A 20,847-nucleotide genomic window follows, 5' to 3' on the forward strand; every position below is an offset into this window, starting at 1 on the left:
CCCCACCGATCGATATCGCTGCGTCAGCCCTTCTTGGCCTTGGTCGCGGCCTCCTTGGCCTTCGCCAGCCACTGCGCCGGGGTGAGCCGCTTTGCCATCAGCTCGCCGCTGGCGGTCTCCAGGTCGGTACCGAAAGCGCTCGCCGTGTTCGGGTAGTTGTAGTTGAACGTGTTGGCACCCGCGGCCTTCAGCACCGTCACGGTGGCAGCGGTGCCCGGACGCAGCTGGACGTCGGAGCCGACGCCGTCCTTGAGAACGGTGAGGGAGTTGGCGGCGGCGGCGAATTTGCCGGAGCCTTCCTTCGTCAGCATCAGGCGGAGGAACTCCAGGCCGCCGGCCTTGTTGCCCGCCTTCTCCGGTACCACGAAGGGCTCGCCGGCACCGGCGCGGATGGCCGCGAACGGCAGCTTGTCACCGGGCAGCGACGGCATCGGCATGAACTTCATGTCGAAGTCGCTCGGGGTGGACTTGAGCTGCTCGTTCTCCAGCCAGGACCCACAGGGGATGAAGGCGGCCTTGTACTCGTTCCAGCGGGTCTGCGACTCGATGTGGGTCAGACCGTTGGTGCCCGGGTACAGCAGGTCCTTGTCCACGATCTGGTAGACGGCCTCGACGGCGGCCTTGGCGGCCGGCTCGTCCCACACGGTCGGGTCGAGAGCATCGATGCGCTTCTGGAGGTCCGTGCCGCCGTTCTTGGCGATCAGGTCCATGATCACGACGTTAATGTAGTAGGGGTACTTGCCCTGGTGGATGAAGGGCGCGATCCCGGCCTTCTTGATCTCACCGCACAGGGAGATGAAGTCCGCCCAGGTCTTCGGCTCGGTCCAGCCCTTCTCCTTGAAGAGCTTGCCGGAGTACCACAGACCCCACACCGTGTAGACGTAGCTGAGCTGCTTGAACTTGCCGTTCAGCATGCCCGTCTCGATCGTGCCCGGCTGGAGCACATCGCGGATCTTCTTGCTCGGGTCGTCGATGTACGGGGCGTCCAGCAGCTGGGTGAGGTCGGCGAGCTGGCCGGCCTTGTCCAGGACGTCGAGCTTGATCTGCTTGGCACCGGAGTCATCGATGACATCCGGCGGGGTGCCTGCGTTGAAACGCGGCTGCAGCTTGCCACTGATGTCCTGGGTCGGCAGCACGCTGGACTTGGCGCCCTTGTGCTTGGTCTCGTAGAGCTTGCCGAGCGCCGTGGCGTAGTCGTGACCGTAACCACCGTCGAAGACGACAATGTCCAAGGCCTTGGAGTCGTTCACACCGAAGGGGTTGTCCTTCGTCACCGCACCCTTGTCCGGGCCCTTGTCGGTGCTGCCTCCGCTGGAAGCGCAGGCGCTCAGCAGACCGGCCGACGGGAGGGCCACCAGGCCAACAGCCGCGGACCGCTTGATCAGACTCCGACGGTTGATTTCGGATCGCATGCTCAAGTCCTCGCCTTCTAACAGGACTCATGCGGTGCAGCGGAATCCGCCGGCGCCCGCGAACAGATGAAGCTTCAGTGATGCTGCCATCCAACGAGGGGAGGTGGTCCTGCTCCGAGCGGGCGTTTTCGGCCCGTCGATCCCTCCGACCCGTCCCGCGCTCGCGGGCTTCCCTGGACGCGACAGGTATAGTCCACTTCCCGTTGAGAGGGCAAGATCGAAAGGCTGTTTGGCCGTGAAGCTTTCCCGAGTTGAGACCTGGCCGAAACGCGGAGGGGCCGAATCCGGTTCCGAACCAGCCTCCAGCACGCGGCATTTGCGTTCACTTCTCGACACGCTTGAGCGGCCTTGCGGTCGACTCTTGAAGGACGCATACCGACGGGCCGCACCCCTGTCGGGGGTGCGGCCCGTCCGCGGGCCGTGGTGCGCGACGGCTACTTGTTGATCAGCGAGCGCAGCACGTACTGAAGGATGCCGCCGTTGCGGTAGTAGTCCGCCTCGCCGGGCGTGTCGATGCGCAGCTTGGCGTCGAACTCGACGTCGCCCGCCTTCACCTTCACGGTCTCCGGGATCCCGCCGTCGTTCAGCGCGGTCACGCCGGTGAAGGAGAAGGTCTCCTCGCCGGTGAGGCCCAGCGAGGCCGCCGTGGCGCCCTCCGGGTACTGCAGGGGCAGGACGCCCATGCCGATCAGGTTCGAGCGGTGGATGCGCTCGTAGGACTCGGCGATGACGGCCTTGACGCCGAGCAGCGCGGTGCCCTTGGCGGCCCAGTCACGGGACGAGCCGGAGCCGTACTCCTTGCCCGCCAGGATGACCAGCGGGATGCCGGCGGCCTGGTAGTTCTGCGAGGCGTCGTAGATGAACGACACCGGGCCGCCCTCGACGGTGAAGTCGCGGGTGAAGCCGCCCTCGGTGCCCGGCGCGATCTGGTTGCGCAGCCGGATGTTGGCGAAGGTGCCGCGGATCATGACCTCGTGGTTGCCGCGGCGCGAGCCGTAGCTGTTGAAGTCACGGCGCTCGACCGAGTGCTCGGTGAGGTACTTGCCGGCGGGGGTGTCGGCCTTGATGGCGCCGGCCGGGGAGATGTGGTCGGTGGTGACCGAGTCGCCGAGCCTGGCCAGCACCCGGGCGCCCGTGACGTCGGTGACCGGGGTGGTCTCCATCGTCATTCCATCGAAGTACGGGGGCTTGCGGACGTAGGTGGACTCGCTGTCCCACTCGAACGTGTTGCCGGTCGGGATCGGCAGCGACTGCCACTGCGCGTCACCCGCGAAGACGTCCTTGTAGCTCTCGCCGAACATCTCCTGGCCGATCGAGGAGGCGACGACCGTGTCCACCTCGGCCTCGGACGGCCAGATGTCCGCGAGGTAGACCGGCTTGCCGTCCTGGTCGATGCCCAGGGCGTCCTTGGTGATGTCCACCTTCATGGAGCCCGCGATGGCGTACGCGACGACCAGCGGCGGGGACGCCAGGTAGTTCATCTTGACGTCCGGGTTGATCCGGCCCTCGAAGTTGCGGTTGCCGGACAGCACCGCCGCGACGGCGAGGTCGTGCTCGTTGACCGCCCTGGAGACCTCCTCCGGCAGCGGGCCGGAGTTGCCGATGCAGGTGGTGCAGCCGTAGCCGACGAGGTTGAAGCCGAGCTTGTCGAGGTACGGGGTGAGGCCGGCCTTGTCGAAGTAGTCGGTGACGACCTTGGACCCGGGGGCCAGGGAGGTCTTGACCCACGGCTTGCTGGTGAGGCCCTTCTCGACCGCCTTCTTGGCCACCAGCGCGGCGGCGACCATGACGTACGGGTTCGAGGTGTTGGTGCAGGACGTGATCGCCGCGACGACGACCGCGCCGTGGTCGATCTCGTACGTGGACCCGTCGGGGGCGGTGACCAGCGACGGGCGGGTCGGGACGCCGTTGTGCTCGGCCGGGGCGTCGGAGGCCGGGAAGGACTCCTTGCCCGCCTCGTCGTCCTCGTCCACGTAGTTGCGGACGTCCTGTTTGAACTGCTCGGCGGCGTTCGCGAGCACGATGCGGTCCTGCGGGCGCTTCGGTCCGGCGATCGACGGGACGACCGTGGACAGGTCTAGCTCGAGCTTCTCGGAGAAGTCCGGCTCGGCGGCCGGGTCGAGCCACAGGCCCTGCGCCTTGGCGTACGCCTCGACGAGCGCGACCTGCTGCTCGGAGCGGCCGGTCAGCTTGAGGTAGCTGATCGTCTCGGCGTCGATCGGGAAGATCGCGGCGGTGGAGCCGAACTCCGGCGACATGTTGCCGATGGTGGCGCGGTTGGCCAGCGAGGTCGCGGAGACGCCCTGGCCGTAGAACTCGACGAACTTGCCGACGACGCCGTGCTTGCGCAGCATCTCGGTGATCGTCAGCACCAGGTCGGTGGCGGTGGTGCCGGCCGGCAGCTCGCCGGTCAGCTTGAAGCCGACGACGCGCGGGATGAGCATCGAGACCGGCTGGCCGAGCATCGCGGCCTCGGCCTCGATGCCGCCGACGCCCCAGCCCAGCACGCCCAGGCCGTTGACCATGGTGGTGTGCGAGTCGGTGCCGACGAGGGTGTCGGGGTACGCCTGGCCGTTGCGGACCATGACGGTACGGGCCAGGTGCTCGATGTTCACCTGGTGAACGATGCCGGTGCCCGGCGGGACGACCTTGAACTCGTCGAACGCGGTCTGGCCCCAGCGCAGGAACTGGTAGCGCTCCTTGTTGCGGCCGTACTCCAGCTCCACGTTCTGCGCGAACGCCTCCGGCGTGCCGAACTTGTCGGCGATCACGGAGTGGTCGATGACCAGCTCGGCCGGCGCCAGCGGGTTGATGCGGGACGGGTCGCCGCCGAGCTCCTTGACGGCCTCGCGCATGGTGGCGAGGTCGACCACGCAGGGCACGCCCGTGAAGTCCTGCATGATCACGCGGGCCGGCGTGAACTGGATCTCCTGGCTGGGCTGGGCGCTCGAGTCCCAGTTGCCGATGGCCCGGATGTGGTCGGCGGTGATGTTCGCGCCGTCCTCGGTGCGGAGCAGGTTCTCCAGCAGGACCTTCAAGCTGTAGGGAAGGCGGGCGGAGCCCTCGACCTTGTCCAGCTTGAAGATCTCGTACGACTCGTCGCCCACGTGCAGCGTGCTGCGGGCGTCGAAGCTGTTCGCCGACACGACAGTCTCCTTCATGCATGAAATTCGCGCGTACCACCGCAATCCTGCCGACACGACCGGCACGTCTCCATGCCGATCCGCTAAGGTGAGCTCCAAGTTAGGTATGCCTTACCTGGCGACTCGTTGACTGCGGCGTGGTACGCCTCGGCAGATATCTCGATGTCGAGATAACTCTAGTACATCACCGGTACGGGGTCATGCCCCGGCACCCCCGTGGCGCCGTCGCGCGCCCGGCCGCCCATCCGGCACGGCTGCCCGGCCCCCGGCCGGACCACTGGAGCAACCCTTCACTCACCCAGACGTATTAATCTCATATCCGAGATAGTGACCTTGTGCGACATTGCAGGATCCGGTGCTGCCGCGCGATGCCTACCCCGCTCGGGGCGATTCACACGTGACATTCGACCACCACGAGACTTCCCCCATCTCATGTGTGAGATACCGTCTCCCCTATGATCGATGACTACCTCGCCCGTATCGGCAAGCTCATCCGTGACGCCCGGCAGCACCGCGGCTGGACCCAGTCACAGCTCGCGGAGGCCCTGGGCACCAGCCAGAGCGCGGTCAACCGCATCGAGCGCGGCAACCAGAACATCAGCCTGGAGATGATCGCCAGGATCGGCGAGGCGCTGGACAGCGAGATCGTGTCGCTCGGCTACTCGGGTCCCATGCATCTGCGGGTCGTCGGCGGACGGCGGCTGTCCGGTGCCATCGACGTCAAGACCAGCAAGAACGCGTGCGTCGCGCTGCTGTGCGCCTCGCTGCTCAACTCCGGCCGCACCACGCTGCGCCGGGTCGCCCGGATCGAGGAGGTCTACCGGATCCTGGAGGTGCTGGGCAGCATCGGCGTCCGCACCCGCTGGATCAACGAGGGCAACGACCTGGAGATCGTGCCGCCGGCCCGTCTCGACCTCGACGCGATGGACACCGAGGCGGCCCGCCGCACCCGCAGCGTGATCATGTTCCTCGGCCCGCTGCTGCACCGCACCGACCGTTTCCGGATCCCGTACGCGGGCGGCTGCGATCTCGGCACCCGCACCGTGCAGCCGCACATGAACGCGCTGCGCCACTTCGGCCTCGACGTGACCGCCACCGACGGCACCTACCACGCCGTCGTCGAGCGGGCGATCTCCCCCTCCCGGCCCATCGTGCTGACCGAGCGCGGCGACACCGTCACCGAGAACGCGCTGCTGGCCGCCGCCCGCAACGACGGCGTCACGGTGATCCGCAACGCCAGCTCGAACTACATGGTCCAGGACCTGTGCTTCTTCCTGGAGCAGCTCGGCGTCCGGGTCGACGGCGTCGGCACCACCACCCTGACCGTGCACGGCGTCACCGACATCGACCGCGATGTGGACTACGCGCCCTCCGAGGACCCGGTCGAGGCGATGAGTCTGCTCGCCGCGGCCGTCGTCACCGAGTCGGAGCTGACGATCCGGCGGGTGCCGATCGAGTTCCTGGAGATCGAGCTGGCCGTCCTGGAGGAGATGGGCCTGGACCACGAGCGCACCGAGGAGTACAAGGCCGACAACGGCCGCACCCGCCTCATCGACCTCACCGTGCGCCCCTCCAAACTCCGCGCCCCCATCGACAAGATCCACCCGATGCCCTTCCCGGGCCTCAACATCGACAACGTCCCCTTCTTCGCCGCCATCGCCGCGACCGCCCAGGGCTCCACGCTCATTCACGACTGGGTGTACGACAACCGCGCGATCTATCTCACCGATCTCACCCGGCTCGGCGCCGGCGTCAAGCTGCTGGACCCGCACCGCGTCCTCGTCGAGGGCCCGACCCGCTGGCGCGCCGCCGAGATGATGTGCCCGCCCGCGCTGCGCCCGGCCGTCGTCATCCTGCTCGCGATGATGGCCGCCGAGGGCACCTCGGTCCTGCGGAACGTGTACGTCATCAACCGCGGCTACGAGGACCTGGCCGAACGGCTGAACACCATCGGCGCGCAGATCGAGACCTTCCGCGACATCTGACATAGCCGCAGGTCAGGTGACCGATTTCATCCGTGCGCGTCGGCACGCAGCGGCGCTTTCCCGTCACCGCGTCGCTGCGTGAGGCTCCCGTCGGTAGTGCGAGGGCGGCATCCCCGTCCAACGGCGGAAGGCCCGGGTGAACGCCGACGGTGTCGCGAAGCCGAGTCTGGTCGCGATCACCGTCACCGGCAGATCGGGCTGGGCGAGCAGCACGAGGGCTCGTTCACGCCGGATGGTGTCGGCCAGCGCCGAGAACGCCGCGCCCTCATCGTCGAGCCTCGACTGCAGCGTCCGGTTACTGACCGCCAGCGCACGTGCCACATCGGACAGCGTTTCTCTGCCGTCGGAGAGCAGTTCACTGACCGCCGCCGACCAGGGCGCGCGCCGATGAGCGATACGGCGCTCCGCATACGGGTGCAACATCGACCGTACGAGGGGATCGGCCTGGACCAGGGGAACACACAACGCGGCCTCGTCGAACCGGCAGGAGTCCTCGGCCTGGGCGAAGGCGGTCCGGCCGAACACCGACTCATAGGCGTCCGGGCCGCCCGGAGGGACCGGCCGTCTCAGCGCGACCAGCGATGGAGCGGCCTGCTCACCGGCCAGTCGGCCGATCACCTGGCACAGCAACGCGAAACACGCATCCACAGTGTCCCCGTGTGCCGCTCTGCCATCGGGCGAGCGCAAGGAGACCAGTACCGAGGAACCCCGCCGGGTCACCACGACCTGTTCCCGGGCGAGCAACGGGTGGAATCGCTGCAGATCCTGGAGCATCGCACCGACGTCCGGGGAGTTCACGAGGATCGGCGCGAGCAACCCGCCCATCGCCATGATCTCCGTCCACGACGCGAACGCCAGGCCTGGATGGGCGAGGCCCTGCTCGGCCAGCGCCGTCCACATTCCCTCGAGTGCGGTCGCGGCCACGCCGTGGGTCGCGGCGAACCTTCCGGCCTGTGCGGTGATCGGATCTGCGTCGGAAGGCAAGCGGTCTGCGTTCATGGGGCAGCGGTGTCCCTCTCAGGAGTCCGAGCATGGCGGCATGGACTTGGACAAGCCGGCAAAGCCGCTTCTCACCTACGGAACGTATCCAACACTCGCGCTGATCACCGCCGCGGGTATCTGGGCGGCGCTGCGCCAGAGCGTGGACCGCAGCACGGTGATCGGTCTGCTCATACTTGCGACCTTCGTGATCGCCTTCGCGGTTGAACGGATGAACCCGCTCCTGGACCGCTGGTCCATGACCAAGCGGAGCCTGCTCGATCGCGACCTGCCCTTCATCGGGCTGGCCGTCGTCGTCGACCAGATCGCCACGGCCGGGGTGTCGCTCATCGCGACGGCGTTCATGCCGGCCGGCGGGTTCGGCCCGCTCGGACGGATGCCGCTGGCCGCGCAGGCCGTGTCCGCGCTCCTGGCACTCGACCTGCTCTGGTACGCCTATCACCGTGCCGCGCACACCTTCACCCGGATGTGGCGCGTCCACGGCCTGCACCACTCCCCGTCCCAGCTGTATGTGCTGATGCACCAGGTCTTTCACCCACTCGACCTCCTGGTGTCCCGGTTCGTCATAGCGCTGGTGGTCTTCAGGTTCAGCGGCATCGAACCCGACGCGGCCTTCATCGCGATCGTCGTGCTGGGCTTGCAACAGACGGTCAGCCACATGAACAGCGACCTGCGGACCGGCTGGCTGAATTACCTGCTCATCGGTACCGAGACCCACCGCTACCACCACGCCTCCGGGGAACGCCGCAACTACGGATCAGTCGTCCCGCTCTGGGACATCCTCTTCAACACGTTCGTCTACGAACCACGCCGCATCCCCGACGAACTGGGCCTCGACGACCCCACCGCCTACCCCGACCCCCGCCGCTTCCACACCGCACTGGCCTGGCCGTTCCGGCGAGCCACGACCTGAGCCGGGTCGGGACACCGACTTTGCGCGGGCCAGGCCCGACGCCAGGGCTATCGCGGTTGCCAGGCGCGTACGAGGTCGTCGGGCCCCCAGCACGCGGCCAGGGGGAGGCCATCGGCCGGCGCACCGCAGCGGGAGACAGCTACCAACGGCGTGTCCGGAGTCGTGCCGGGGATAGCGGGCATGTCGCGGACCAGTGCGTCGTAATCGCGGCGGCCGAAGGGCATGGGTCTCCAGCCATTTCACCGACCCGACGAAGTGCACCGCCCCTGCGACGGGCGTGCGATCGGTGCCGACCAGGTCGATCTCGGGGTTGTGCTGCCGGTTCCACCAGCCGCCGACGGCCTCGGTCTCGGGCCAGTCGGCGTCCGGCAACAGCCGGAGCAGGGACTCCCGGATGAGCGGCTCGACCGCGCGGCCGCGCCAGGTGGTCCACGACCGTTCGATGCGTTCCAGGGCCAGATCGCTGCGCCCGCGGTCGATGAGGGGGATCGCGCGTTGCAGGAAGGCCATCCAGAACCGGAGATACGGGTCGGCGACGCGGTAGCGCTTGTTCCTGGTATCGGGCCTGGTCGACAGCGGCAGGTCGGCAGCCAGTACCCGCTTGGCCTGCAACGTGTTCAGCAACGGGGAGAGCGTGCCCGAAGGCAGCGCGCTGACACCCCCCGCCTGAGCGGCAATGGCGCTGAAGGTGCGCTCACCACTGCCCACAGCCTCCAGGACCGCCCGGGAGTGCGACGCCTCAGGAAACTCCCCCAACAACGACAGCTCCCCTGCTGCCAGCAATGGCGACAGCGGATTCGCGACCGACTGGCGCAGGAAGTCCGCCCGGCTCATACCGGGCCGCCATGCCTGGACGATCTCCGGAAACCCGCCGGTCATCAAGAACGCGTCCACCGCGTCCACCGCGGCCAGACCGGTCATGGCCTGCACGTCGGCCAGGTGCAGCGGCTGGACGGTCATCTTCGCCGCCCGCCCGAAGAATGGACGACCGTACGACTGCAGCGCCTCCATCACCGACATGTCACTGCCGACCAGCACCAGCAGTACCGGCTTGGCGGACAGCTGCCGATCCCAAACGGTCTGCAGCGCGCCTTCGAATTCCTGATCCTGCTCGACCAGCCACGGCACCTCGTCGATCACCGCAATGCTGGGGGTATCGTCCGGAACCGCGACAGCCAGCGACCGCAGGGCCTGGTTCACTTCGACCAGCGCCACGCACCGGGGATGCCAGCGCCTGCGCCCCGGCTCCCGCACTGCGCGGGAGCCGGGGCGGAGCCGTTCCGGGGCCGGAGGGTCAGCGGCGCAGCGGGCCCTCGCAGGAGTAGTCGCTGGTGCCGGCGAGGCCGGAGGACCAGACGTCGACCGCACCGAAGGTGCAGTTCATGTCGGCGAGGTTGTTCGCGGCGGCGCCGGCGCGGTCGAGGATGAAGTAGTCGACGGTCTCGGACATGTCCTTGAAGACCTGGTCGGGGTCGGCGGAATCGGCGAGGTTGGCGGTGATGCGGCCCGTGCAGGTGAAGCGGACCTTGTTGTTCCAGTCCGCGTTGTCCTTGCAGACCGGGGTGTTGGAGGTGGCCGCGGCGAAGGCCGTACCGACCTCGGCGGCGGTGGCGAACGTCAGGGAGCCGTTGGGAGTGTAGTGGGTGTCGGGCACGTACAGGGTGGTGACCTGGGCGATCTGCTGGTCCAGGAAGGCGTCGTACTCCCGCTGGAGCGAGGCGTCGGCGCCCGTACGGCTGCGCCAGGCGTCGAAGCCGGCCGGGTCGTCGGCGCGCTGGTAGCCGTACATCTCGCGCACCAAGGTCGGGTGCTCGGTCCACAGGAACTCGAAGAACGTGCCCGCGTAGGAGTAGAAGCGGAATCCGTCGCCGGCGTACGTGGCGTGCAGCAGCTGATTGACGCTCATCCGCGGGCCGCCGCCCGCGGTGTCGTTGATGATGCTCTGCACCAGGGACTTGCGGACCTTGATGCCGTCGTCGCGGGTGCCGCCGTCGAAGAACTCGGCGGTGCCCTCGTCCATCGCGGTGGTCAGGTCGTTGGCGAACCAGCGGGCGTCGCCGAAGGTGCCGGGGACCGCCCAGCGGCCGTTGAGGTAGTGGGTGTACTCGTGGCGGAACAGCTCCTCCAGAGTGAGCGAGGAGTCCTGCGGAACCCGGCGCTGGTAGGTGTAGAAGGTGGCGCCGCCCTCGATGTACATACCGCCGTTCGCGGTGCTGTAGCCGGTGAGCAGCGGCTGGTAGACCTCGTAGTCCGCGCGCGAGGCGTACAGGTGGATGTGGAGGGTGGTGTTGGTGTCCCCGGCGAGCGGGGCGCTGGTGCCCAGCACGCGGAAGAACTGGGTCTTGACCTGCTTGCTGGCGTAGTAGAGCTGGTCGACGGTGCCCCGGTCGAGTCCGGTGCGGACCTCGATGGCGCCGTTGTCGTACGTGAAGGTGTTGGGGAACAGCGCGGCCTCGATCTGGGACTTGCAGACGTTGAACCGCTGGCAGTCGCCGTAGTAGTTGAGCCAGGAGGCGATCCCGGCCCAGGGCGCGCTCATCTTTCCGAAGGCGGCCTCGGTGGTGCCCAGCAGGGTGCCGAGATCGTTGATGATCGCGGTCCTGAGGGCGTCGATCTGGCCGAAGCGGCCGTACTCGCCCACCGCGTCGCGCGCCGCCCAGGCGTTCGCGGTGCCCTTGAGGTGGCCGTAGCCGGCGAAGACCCGGAAGGCGTTCCGGTACGAGGTGTCGGAGCCGGCCGCCGCGCGGAACGCGGTGTCGTTGTTCCCGGGGTAGATCCCGAGGTAGTTGACGGACAGGGCCGCCAGGACCGCGCCGCCCCAGTCCGCGTCGGTGGCGGTGGCCGCGCCCGGGGCCATGGTGGCGAGCACCTTCTTGATCAGCGGGAGTTGGTACCGGCGCAGGCCCGGCGCGCTGGCCGCGTAGAGGGCCTCGCGGAGCGTGTTGGCGTTCGCCTTGGTCGCGTCGAAGGTGCGCGGGGCGGTCCCGAAGGCGGCCACGGCGCGCTGGACGGCGGCGACCGTCGGGGCGTCGGTGGTGTCGATCTCGTCGTGGGAGAAGTCGTGGTACGCCACGGCGTGCAGGTACGTGAACATCTCGTACAGGTTGTTGGCGTTGGTGCCCCGGTGCTTGGGGGCGAGGAGCGCTATTCGCTTGGCGACGGCCTGGACGTGGGCGCGGGACATGACGGGGATGAGTCTCGGGTCCCAGGTCCACAGGAGCCCGCGGAGGCAGCCGTCCACGGAGACCGTGTAGGTGTCGGCGAGGAAGTCCGCGAAGCGTTCTGGGCTCAGCACGGTGATGGCGTCGAGGGTGCAGGGCACGGTGCCCCGCGGTGCCTTGGCCGCGTTCGCGGTGGCGGCTGCGGCGGTGGCAGCGGCCTTGGCGCGGGCCGCACCTGAAGTGCCCGCCACTGCCGACTGGTCACCGGGCAGCTTGCCCTCGAGGTGCAGGCCGCCGCCGGGTGCGGGCGCCTGCTGGGGCGCGACGGTGCCGGCTTGGGCGAGCCGCTGCACCTCGTCGAACGGGTTGCCGCCGGGTGCCTGGGATCCGGCGCCCGGCCGTCCCGCGAGAGACGCGGGAATCGAGGGGGCGGCGGTGGCGGCCTGCGGACCGGTCCGGCCCGCCTGGGCGACCTGCATCATCGGCAGCGTGAGAGAGACCGACAGGGCAGTCACGAGCAGGGTGTTGCGCACGGTGCGGGTGGTGCGTGCGGAACGGGCGTGAGACACCGAGAACTCCTCAGAGTGGGGTGGAGTGGGTGAGACACCGTCGGATGCGGCTGACGGGTGCGGATTCCGGAGAGTGGCCGACGGCCTCGCCGCTGCCACTGTCCCGGGACTCGCGATCGTCCTAAGATGTGACCCGTAACATAGTAATGTGAAATTGCACTGACAAGATGTGTGCACCGCCGTTACCGACCCGTGTCCGAAGGAGCCCGTCCGATGACCGAGACCGCCGTCCGACTCCATACGGGAAGCCACGATCTGCCCGTCTCCGCGGCGCTGGGCGCCTTCATGGGTGCCGGCTGGGCGGCCACCCCACTGCCCGCCGGCACCCGTGTCCCCGCCTCACACCTCACCCCGGCCCGCCGCGAGCGGCTGTCCGCCCGGTTCCCCGGCGAGCGGCTCATCGTCCCCGCCGGGCAGCTCAAGGTCCGCTCCAACGACGCGGATCACCGCTTCCGCCCACACAGCGCCTACGCCTGGCTCACCGGTCTGACCGGCGAGGACCAGCCCGGCAACGTCCTCGTCATGGAGCCGTCGGGACCCGCGGGGCACGAGTCCGTCCTGTATCTCCGGCCGCGCTCACCGCGCACCGGCGACGAGTTCTACCGCGACCGCCGCTACGGGGAGTTCTGGGTCGGGCGCCGCCCCGACCTCGAGGAGGCCGGGCGGATGACCGGCATCCGGTGCGAGCACCTGGACGGCCTCGGCACGCTGCCGCCGGGCCGCGACGCCTCCGCCGACGCGGAACTGGCCACCGCGCTCTCGGAGTTGCGGCTGCTGAAGGACGCGTGGGAAGTCGGTCAGCTGCAACTCGCCGTGGACCATACGGTGACCGGCTTCGAGGACGTCGTACGCGCCCTGCCGCGGGCCCTGCGGCACGCGCGCGGCGAGCGCTGGCTCGAAGGGGCGTTCAACCTGCGCGCGCGGGCCGAGGGCAACGGCACCGGCTACGACACCATCGCCGCGTCCGGCGCGCACGCCTGCGTACTGCACTGGATACGCAACGACGGCGCCCTGGACCCGTCGGAACTGCTGCTGCTCGACGCGGGCGTGGAGACCGACACCCTCTACACCGCCGACATCACCCGCACCCTGCCGCTGTCCGGCACCTTCTCCCCTGTCCAGCGGCAGCTGTACGAGCTGGTCCTCGGCGCGCAGGACGCCGGCATCGCGGCCCTCAAGCCCGGCGCGAGCTTCCGTGACTTCCACCGGGCCTGCATGCGCGTCATCGCCGAAGGACTCGCCGACTGGGGTGTGCTGCGGATCTCCGCCGACGAGGCCCTCGCCGAGGACAGCGGCCTGTACCGCCGGTACACCCTGTGCAGCAGCGGCCACATGCTCGGCCTCGACGTCCACGACTGCGCCCGGGCCCGAGCCGGGACCTATCTCGACGCGGTGCTGGAGGAGGGCCATGTCCTCACCGTCGAACCGGGCCTGTACCTCCAGCCCGACGACGAGACACTGCCCCTCGAACTGCGCGGCACCGGCATCAGGATCGAGGACGACCTGGTGATCACGTCCGACGGGGCCCGGCTGATGTCCGGGGCGCTGCCGCGCGATGTCGCCGGCATCGAGAGCTGGATGGGTTCGCTGCTGGAGGGCTGACCGTCCTCCCCCAGCTACCGCTGGGAGGTACCCCCTGGACGGGCTGTTCGGCCCGTCCGGCTCCGAGGACAGCGCGACCAGCGGCTAGGCCCTGTCCGGGCCTAGGCGCCCAGTTTGCGCTTGAGCACCGGGGTCGCCTTCGCAGACTCCCGCTCTTCCTGGCCGACCGCCCAGAGGGACCGGACGTGACCCAGGTGGCGGGACATGCACTCCTCGGCGGCCTCGGCGTCGCCCGCGATCATCAAGTCGAGAAGTTCCAGGTGTTCCTCGGCCGACGAGACCAGCTCGCCGCGCTCGTCCAGCCGCGTCAGTCCGTACAGCCGGGACCGCTTGCGCAGGTCGCCGACGGCCTCGACCAGCCGCTCGTTCCCAGCCAGTCCGAGGAGGGTGAGGTGGAAGCGGCGGTCGGCCTCCAGATAGCCGATCAGGTCGTGCTGCCGGGCGGCGGCGACGATCTCCTCGGCGAACGGCCGCAGTTCCTCCAGTTGCTCGGGGGTGGCGGTACGGGCGACGCGGCCGACGGTGGGGACCTCGATGAGGGCGCGGATCTCGGTGTACTGGTCGAGGTCCCGCTCGTTCATCTCGGTGACCCGGAAACCCTTGTTGCGGACCGGCTCGACCAGTCCCTCGCGCGCCAGGTCGAGCATCGCCTCGCGGACCGGGGTGGCGGAGATGCCGAAGTCCGCGGCGAGGGCGGGCGCCGAGTAGACGACTCCGGGGCGGAGTTCACCGGCGATGAGCGCGGCGCGCAGGGCGTGGCCCACCTGGTCGCGCAGCCGCTCCTGCGCCGTGATCAGGTTGCGCTGCTTCAGGTCACCCATCGCTGTTCCTCCGTCATCGCGCGGAGCACCAGCGTACAATGTCACGTTGCTTTCGCGGCCCGGAAGATCTCCGCCGCCACGGCGAGGTCCTGCCAGGCCATCCCGGTGCCCTTGAAGAAACGGGGGCGGCCCGGTTCCGGGCGCAGCCGGCCCGTGACGAGGTCGGCGAGGGTGCCCGCGAGGTCCGACGGCCGGAAAGCGCCCTCGGCGATCGGGACCAGGATGTCCCCCGCCTCGCGCAGCGCGGCCGAGCGGGCCTCGACGACGACGGTGGCCCGGGTCACCAGGGCGGTGTCCGTCTCGCGGGCCTGCGTCTCATGCGATCCGACGGCGACCACGGTGGCGTGGGCGGCGATCATCCGTCCGTCGAACAGCGGGGTGCGGGTCGTGGTGCAGCAGATCACCAGGTCGGCCTCCGCCACCGCGTCGGGCCCGCCGGTACCGGCCTCAAGACCGAGCCCGCGGGCATGGGCCGCCAGCGCCTCGGCGGGTCCCGGTCTGCGGGCGACCACTGTGATCCGCTTCAGGGGCCGCACCGCGCGGGCCGCTTCCAGATGCCCGTACGCCTGCGGCCCGGCGCCGAACAGGACGAGGTGGGAGGCGTCGGGCGCGGCCAGGTACCGGATCGCGACGGCGGACACCGCCGGGGTGCGCAGCGAGGTGAGGGCGGGCCCGTCGAGCAGGGCGACCGGCTGCAGGGTCCCGCCGTCGAGGAGGAGATAGCTGCCGGTGATACGGGGCAGGCCGCGCGCCGGATTGCCCGGCGCCACGCCCGCGATCTTCACCCCGGCGAAGCCGTCCGCGGCGGCGGGCATGAGCAGCAACTCGCCGGCCGGTACCGGAACGCCGGTGCGGGGCGGTCCCGACTCGGGGTCGAGGCCGCCCCGCAGAATCGCTTCGACGGCGTCCGCCGCCTCGGCCGGGCCGAGGAGCCGGGCGATGGCGTTCGCACCGAGGTGCAGCAGGGTCACAGCAGGAGTCCGTTTCCGGAGCGTCGTGGGGCGCCCTGGGAAAACCGTACCGGCCAACCGCGCGGGCGGCGCGTCCGGACGGGGCGAGGAGCCCGGCCGGGACGAGGGGACTCAGGCGGGGGACTCGGACAATGAGGCTCACAGCAGGAACCCGCCGGGGAAGGGGTCGGACGGATCGAGGAAGTACTGGGCGGTGCCGGTGATCCAGGCGCGGCCGGTGACAGTGGGGACCACGGCGGGGAGCCCGCCGACCGTCGTCTCCTCGACGAGCCGGCCGGTGAAGGACGTGCCGATGAAGGACTCGTTGACGAAGTCGGTGTGCAGCGGCAGTTCACCGCGCGCGTGCAGCTGCGCCATCCGGGCCGAGGTGCCGGTGCCGCACGGCGACCGGTCGAACCAGCCCGGATGGATGGCCATCGCGTGCCGGGACAGCTTCGCGTCGGAGCCCGGGGCGATCAGCTGGACGTGCTTGACGCCGTGGATGTCCGGGTCCTCGGGGTGGACCGGCCGGTCCACCGCGTTGATGGCGTCCATGACGGCCAGTCCTGCGGCGAGGATGTCGTTCTTGCGGTCCCGGTCGAAGGGCAGTCCGAGCGCGGCCAGCGGCAGCATGGCGTAGAAGTTGCCGCCGTAGGCGAGGTCGTACGTGAGCGTCCCGTGGCCGGGGACGTCGACCTTGCGGTCGAGGCCGACGGAGAAGGCCGGGACGTTGCGGAGGGTGACGGAGGTGGCCACGCCGTCCTCGACCTGGACGTCGACGGTGACGAGCCCGGCGGGGGTGTCGAGGCGGACGGTGGTGACGGGTTCGGTGACGGGCACCATGCCGGTTTCGACCAGGACGGTGGCGACGCCGATGGTGCCGTGGCCGCACATCGGGAGATAGCCGGAGACCTCGATGTACAGCACGCCGTAGTCGGCGTCGGGCCGGGTGGGCGGCTGGAGTATCGCGCCGCTCATGGCGGAGTGCCCGCGCGGCTCGTACATCAGCAGGGTGCGCACCCGGTCGGAGTGCTCCTGGAAGTGCAGACGGCGTTCCGCCATGGTGGCGCCGGGGATGACGCCCACGCCGCCGGTGATGACGCGGGTCGGCATGCCTTCGGTGTGGGAGTCCACGGCGTGGTAGATGTTCCGGCTGCGCATGGGGTCCCCCTGGAAATGTCGCCTCGGCGGTTTGCTGTGAACGGTCTGCGGTGAACGGTCTGCGGTGAACGGTCTGCGGTCAGCCGAGGCCTTCGGCCATGACCTTCTCGGTCGCAGCGCGTACCGCGGCCTCGGTGTCGGCCGGGAGCGGGGAGCGCGGCGGGCGGACCGGGCCGCCGGGGCGGCCCGCGAGGTCCATCGACACCTTGATCGCCTGCACGAACTCGGTCTTGGAGTCCCAGCGCAGGAGGGCGTGCAGCGACCGGTAGAGCGGCACGGCGGTGTCGAGGTCGCCGGAGACCGCGGCCCGGTAGAGGCTGACGCATGCCTCGGGGAACGCGTTGGGGTAACCCGCGATCCAGCCGACCGCGCCCGCGACGGCGAGTTCGAGCAGTACGTCGTCGGCGCCGGCCAGAAGGTCGAGGCCGGGGGCGAGTTCGGCGATCTCGTACGCCCGGCGGACATCACCGCTGAACTCCTTGACCGCGACGATGCTGCCGTCGTTGTAGAGAGCGGCGAGCAGCTGCGGCGTGAGGTCGACCTTGGTGTCGTGCGGGTTGTTGTAGGCGACGACCGGCAGCCCGGCCCTGGCCACCTCGGCGTAGTGCGCACGGACCGCAGCGTCGGCGGCTCGGTAGGCGTTGGGCGGCAGCAGCAGGACGGAGCCTGCGCCTGCCTCGCCCGCCTGTTCGGCCCAGCGGCGGGCCTCGGCACTGCCGTAGGCGGCGACGCCGGACATGACGCGGTCGCCGTCGCCCGCCGCTTCGACGGCGGTGCGGACGACGCGGTCGCGCTCGTCGTCGGTGAGGGTCTGGTATTCACCCAGCGAGCCGTTGGGGACGACACCGTCGCAGCCGGATCCGATGAGCCAGGTGACGTGCTCGGCGTAGGCGTCGAAGTCCACGCGCAGATCGGCGTGGAACGGGAGGGCGGTGGCGACCATGACGCCGTGCCAGGGCTGGTCTCGGGGCGGGGTGTTGGTGCTCACGGTGGATCTCCCTTTGGTGAGATGTGACATTTTACTGTGTGCCGCGCGGAGCCCACAAGAGGCTCGGGACGAGAGTCCTACGGATCCTCCGTGGTCACGGGCAGCGCGGCGAGCGCGGCCAGCGGGACGGGGCAGGCCAGCGGACGGCGGTCCGGCCCGGCGTCGGTGCTCGCGGTAGCGCCCGCGCCTGTGCCCGCGCCTGTGCCTTTGCTCGCGTCCGGGCCGCCACCCGCCAGCCACGCGACCGCGGGGCCGCACATCCGGCCCTGGCACCAGCCCATCCCGGCGCGGGTGAACAGCTTGACGGTGCGGGCATCGCGGGCGCCGAGCCCCTCGACCGCCTCCCGGATGTCCGCCGCGGACACCTCCTCGCAACGGCACACCTCGGTGTCGTCCCGCAGCCAGCCCGGCCAGCCGGGGCCGGGCCGGTGGGCGGTCGCCATGATCCCGGCGAAGGCGCGCAGCCGGGACCGGTTACGACGCAGCGCGACCGCACGCGGGGCGTCCGCGAGGACGGTGTCCGCCCGCAGCTCGGCCGCGATGGCGAGGGCCGCCAATTCCCCCTCGGCCAGGGCGAGTCGAGCGCCTCCCACTCCCCCGGCCTCCCCGGCCGCCCATACGCCGGGGACCGACGACCGCTGACGGTCGTCGAGTTCGAGTGCGTATGTACCGTCGGGGGTGCGGCGGGTGGCGCAGCCGAGTGCGGTGCCGAGTTCCAGCTGCGGCACCAGGCCGTGGCCCACCGCGAGCGCGTCACAGGCGATCCGCCGCCCGGTGCCCGGCACGGGCCGCCAGTCGCGGTCCAACCGGGCGACGGTGACAGCCTCCACCCGGTCCGTGCCATGGGCCTCGGTCACGGCGCTGCGGCTGCGGAGCCGCACAGCGTGCCGCAGCAGGGCGGCGCCGTGGACCGCGCCTTCGAGCAGTTTGCCTGGGTTGGCGGCCAGCGTCCGCGGGCCTCTGGCGTACGCGGCGTAACCGGCCGCCTCGACGACGGCGGGCACCTTCGCGCCCGCGGCGGCCAGCGAGCCCGCGACCGCCAGCAACAGCGGTCCGCTGCCCGCCACCACGATCCGCCGGCCAGGCAGCACGAGCCCGGACTTGAGCATCGCCTGGGCGCCGCCCGCGCCGACCACACCGGGCAGGGTCCAGCCGGGGAAGGGCAGTTGGCGCTCGTAGGAGCCGGTGGCCAGCAGCAGCGCGCGCGATGTGACGGCCCGCTGCCGTTGCCCCGGACCGTCAGGCCCTGCGACGGCGTGCGGTGTCCAGGTCTCGCCCGTGCGCTCCACGGTCCACACGTGATGGCCGGTGAGATGCCGGACCCTGCCGGCCCCGGTGTGCAGGTCGAGCCGTTCCCTCAGCGCGGCGAAAGCGGCCCAGCCGTGGTGCAGCGCTTCGGGGCGCGCGGCGCCGAGTCCGGGCGCGGGATGGCGGAAGTACTGGCCGCCGGGGGCGGCCGCGGCGTCGAGCACGACGACGCTCAGGCCGAGGTCCGCGGCGGTGACGGCCGCCGCGAGTCCGGCGGGGCCCGCGCCCACGACGGCGAGGTCGTACAGCTGCGGCTCAGACGGCGAGGTCGGCACGGCCGTTGCCCTCCTGGGTGGTGACGAGGTCGCCGGGGCGGGCCGGGACCAGACAGGCCCGCTGGTTGGCGGTGCCGTTGACGGTGGCGAGGCAGTCGAAGCAGGAGCCGATGCCGCAGAAGGCGCCGCGCGGGCGGCCGTTCACCCGGGTGGTGCGCCAGGCGAGGATGCCCGCCGCCCACAGGGCGGCGGCGACGCTCTGGCCCGGCAGCGCGGGCACGGCGCGCCCGTCCATCCGGATCTCGAACGGCGGCTCGGGCGTGGCCCCGGCCAGGTCGGCCGGATTACGCGCCATGGGGATCTCCTCTCCGGTCCGACCGGACATCGGCGTCAGCATCAGCACCGACATCACCACCGGCACCGGCGCCGGGAAAGCGGTCGGGGCGGAACGGCGCGAGGTCCAGGGCGGCCCGCTCACCCCGGATCGCGGCGGCGAGCAGCAGTCCGGTCGCCGGGGCGAGACCGACTCCGGCGCCCTCGTGGCCGCATGCGTGGAAGAGGCCCGGGGCACGCGGATCGGGGCCGATCGCGGGCAGATGATCCGGCAGATAGGGCCGGAAGCCGTGGTACGCGCGCAGCACCCGCACCCCGGCCAGCACCGGGAAGAGTCCGGCGGCCTGGGCGGCGAGCCTGCGCAGGATCTCGACTCGAAGCGTGCGGTCGAAGCCGACCCGCTCCCGGCTGGCGCCGATGAGGACCGGCCCCGAGGACGTGCCCTCGACCACGGCCGAGGTCTGCAGGGCGGCCGAGCCGCTGGCCACATCGGCGACGTAGTCGGCGGCGTAGACCTTGTGCCGGACCAGCCGGGGCAGCGGTTCGGTGACGAGGACGAAGCCGCGCCGCGGCATGACCGGCAGGCCCACCCCGGCGAGCGCGGCGAGTTCGCCGCCCCAGGTACCGGCGGCGTTGACCACGGCGGGTGCGGACAGTTCGCCGCGATCGGTGCGCACACCGCGGATCGCGCCGCCGGGACCGGTGAGGACGGCGGTGACCTCCTCGCCGAGGCGCAGCACGGCGCCGTCGCGCCGGGCGGCGCGCAGCAGGTGGGCGGCGGCCAGGGCGGGCTGCACCTGGGCGTCCTGGGAGTAGTGGAAGGCGCCCGCGAGGCCGGGGGCCAGGTGCGGTTCGAGCTCGTGCAGCCGGTCCGCGGGGACCTCCCGCACGTCCACGCCGGCTGCGGCCTGCTTGGCCGCAAAGGCGCTGAGGGCGCCCAGGCGGGCCTCGTCGGACGCTACGACGAGGCCGCCCTTGGGCTCGAACTCGATCTCCGGTGGGAGTTCGTCGGCGAGCTCGCGCCAGAGCCTGGTGGACAGCAGCGCGAGGTCGAGCTCAGGACCGGGCTCCTTGTCGGAGACCAGCAGATTGCCTTCACCGGCGCCTGTGGTGCCGCCCGCGACAGGGCCGCGGTCGACCACGGCGACGGACAGTCCGGACCGGGTGGCGTAATAGGCGCAGGCCGCGCCGACCACCCCGGCCCCGACGATGACGACGTCCGGTGAGTGTCTTGTGGGCACCGCAGTAATATGTCACATGGCTTTAGTGCTGCCAAGAGATCACGCG

The 20,847-nt window shown here is 70.5% G+C and carries 14 protein-coding genes and 1 pseudogene; 3 read left to right on the forward strand and 12 right to left on the reverse strand.

What is annotated here, in order from left to right:
• Positions 1-23 precede the first annotated feature (23 nt).
• Complete coding sequence (ngcE, locus tag QMK24_RS25050) at positions 24-1,412, reverse strand: N-acetylglucosamine/diacetylchitobiose ABC transporter substrate-binding protein (protein WP_283469029.1); 1,389 nt, start codon at positions 1,410-1,412, stop codon at positions 24-26.
• Positions 1,413-1,846: 434 nt separating this feature from the next.
• Positions 1,847-4,558 carry an aconitate hydratase AcnA gene (acnA, locus tag QMK24_RS25055; protein ID WP_283469030.1) on the reverse strand — a complete coding sequence of 904 codons (2,712 nt, stop codon included), beginning with the start codon at positions 4,556-4,558 and terminating at the stop codon, positions 1,847-1,849.
• A gap of 452 nt (positions 4,559-5,010) precedes the next feature.
• Here acnA and QMK24_RS25060 point away from each other — a divergent pair, with 452 nt between their 5' ends.
• Complete coding sequence (locus tag QMK24_RS25060; protein ID WP_283469031.1) at positions 5,011-6,540, forward strand: helix-turn-helix domain-containing protein; 1,530 nt, start codon at positions 5,011-5,013, stop codon at positions 6,538-6,540.
• Positions 6,541-6,603: 63 nt separating this feature from the next.
• Here the strand turns inward: QMK24_RS25060 and QMK24_RS25065 are convergent, their stop codons facing one another.
• Positions 6,604-7,539 (reverse strand): helix-turn-helix transcriptional regulator, encoded by a 936-nt coding sequence (locus tag QMK24_RS25065; protein WP_283469032.1) that lies wholly within the window; start codon positions 7,537-7,539, stop codon positions 6,604-6,606.
• Between the two features lie 40 nt (positions 7,540-7,579).
• Between QMK24_RS25065 and QMK24_RS25070 the strand changes: the two genes are divergently transcribed.
• Positions 7,580-8,452 (forward strand): sterol desaturase family protein, encoded by an 873-nt coding sequence (locus tag QMK24_RS25070; RefSeq protein ID WP_283469033.1) that lies wholly within the window; start codon positions 7,580-7,582, stop codon positions 8,450-8,452.
• Positions 8,453-8,740: 288 nt separating this feature from the next.
• Here the strand turns inward: QMK24_RS25070 and QMK24_RS41550 are convergent.
• A pseudogene (locus QMK24_RS41550) lies at positions 8,741-9,472 on the reverse strand (ATP-binding protein); the annotation flags it as partial.
• 274 nt (positions 9,473-9,746) lie between these two features.
• Positions 9,747-12,182: a collagenase gene (locus tag QMK24_RS25080; protein ID WP_502962606.1), complete on the reverse strand. Its 2,436-nt coding sequence runs from the start codon at positions 12,180-12,182 to the stop codon at positions 9,747-9,749.
• 213 nt (positions 12,183-12,395) lie between these two features.
• On the opposite strand from QMK24_RS25080, the gene QMK24_RS25085 reads away from it, so the two are divergent.
• The gene (locus tag QMK24_RS25085) at positions 12,396-13,784 is read left to right on the forward strand and encodes an aminopeptidase P family protein (RefSeq protein ID WP_283469034.1); all 1,389 of its coding nucleotides are present in this window, start codon (positions 12,396-12,398) and stop codon (positions 13,782-13,784) included.
• A gap of 101 nt (positions 13,785-13,885) precedes the next feature.
• Here the strand turns inward: QMK24_RS25085 and QMK24_RS25090 are convergent, their stop codons facing one another.
• The 7 genes from QMK24_RS25090 to QMK24_RS25120 all read right to left on the reverse strand — a co-directional run bounded on the left by QMK24_RS25090 (position 13,886) and on the right by QMK24_RS25120 (position 20,801).
• The gene (locus tag QMK24_RS25090) at positions 13,886-14,605 is read right to left on the reverse strand and encodes a GntR family transcriptional regulator (RefSeq protein ID WP_283469035.1); all 720 of its coding nucleotides are present in this window, start codon (positions 14,603-14,605) and stop codon (positions 13,886-13,888) included.
• A 41-nt stretch (positions 14,606-14,646) separates the two neighbouring features.
• A complete protein-coding gene (locus QMK24_RS25095) occupies positions 14,647-15,576 on the reverse strand; it encodes an ornithine cyclodeaminase family protein (protein WP_349307899.1) in 930 nt (309 codons plus the stop codon).
• 138 nt (positions 15,577-15,714) lie between these two features.
• Positions 15,715-16,716, reverse strand: coding sequence for a proline racemase family protein (locus QMK24_RS25100; protein WP_283469036.1), 1,002 nt, complete (start codon positions 16,714-16,716; stop codon positions 15,715-15,717).
• 79 nt (positions 16,717-16,795) lie between these two features.
• Complete coding sequence (locus QMK24_RS25105; RefSeq protein ID WP_283469037.1) at positions 16,796-17,734, reverse strand: dihydrodipicolinate synthase family protein; 939 nt, start codon at positions 17,732-17,734, stop codon at positions 16,796-16,798.
• 47 nt (positions 17,735-17,781) lie between these two features.
• The gene (locus QMK24_RS25110) at positions 17,782-19,287 is read right to left on the reverse strand and encodes an FAD/NAD(P)-dependent oxidoreductase (RefSeq protein ID WP_283469038.1); all 1,506 of its coding nucleotides are present in this window, start codon (positions 19,285-19,287) and stop codon (positions 17,782-17,784) included.
• Positions 19,268-19,582 carry a (2Fe-2S)-binding protein gene (locus QMK24_RS25115; protein WP_283469039.1) on the reverse strand — a complete coding sequence of 105 codons (315 nt, stop codon included), beginning with the start codon at positions 19,580-19,582 and terminating at the stop codon, positions 19,268-19,270. The genes QMK24_RS25110 and QMK24_RS25115 overlap by 20 nt, the downstream gene beginning before the upstream one ends.
• Entirely contained in the window at positions 19,572-20,801 is a 1,230-nt protein-coding gene (locus QMK24_RS25120; protein ID WP_283469040.1) for an NAD(P)/FAD-dependent oxidoreductase, read from the reverse strand. Before QMK24_RS25120 ends, QMK24_RS25115 begins: the two co-directional genes overlap by 11 nt.
• Positions 20,802-20,847: the final 46 nt, after the last annotated feature.

Source organism: Streptomyces sp. PH10-H1, assembly GCF_030063355.1.
Classification (GTDB): Bacteria; Actinomycetota; Actinomycetes; order Streptomycetales; family Streptomycetaceae; genus Actinacidiphila.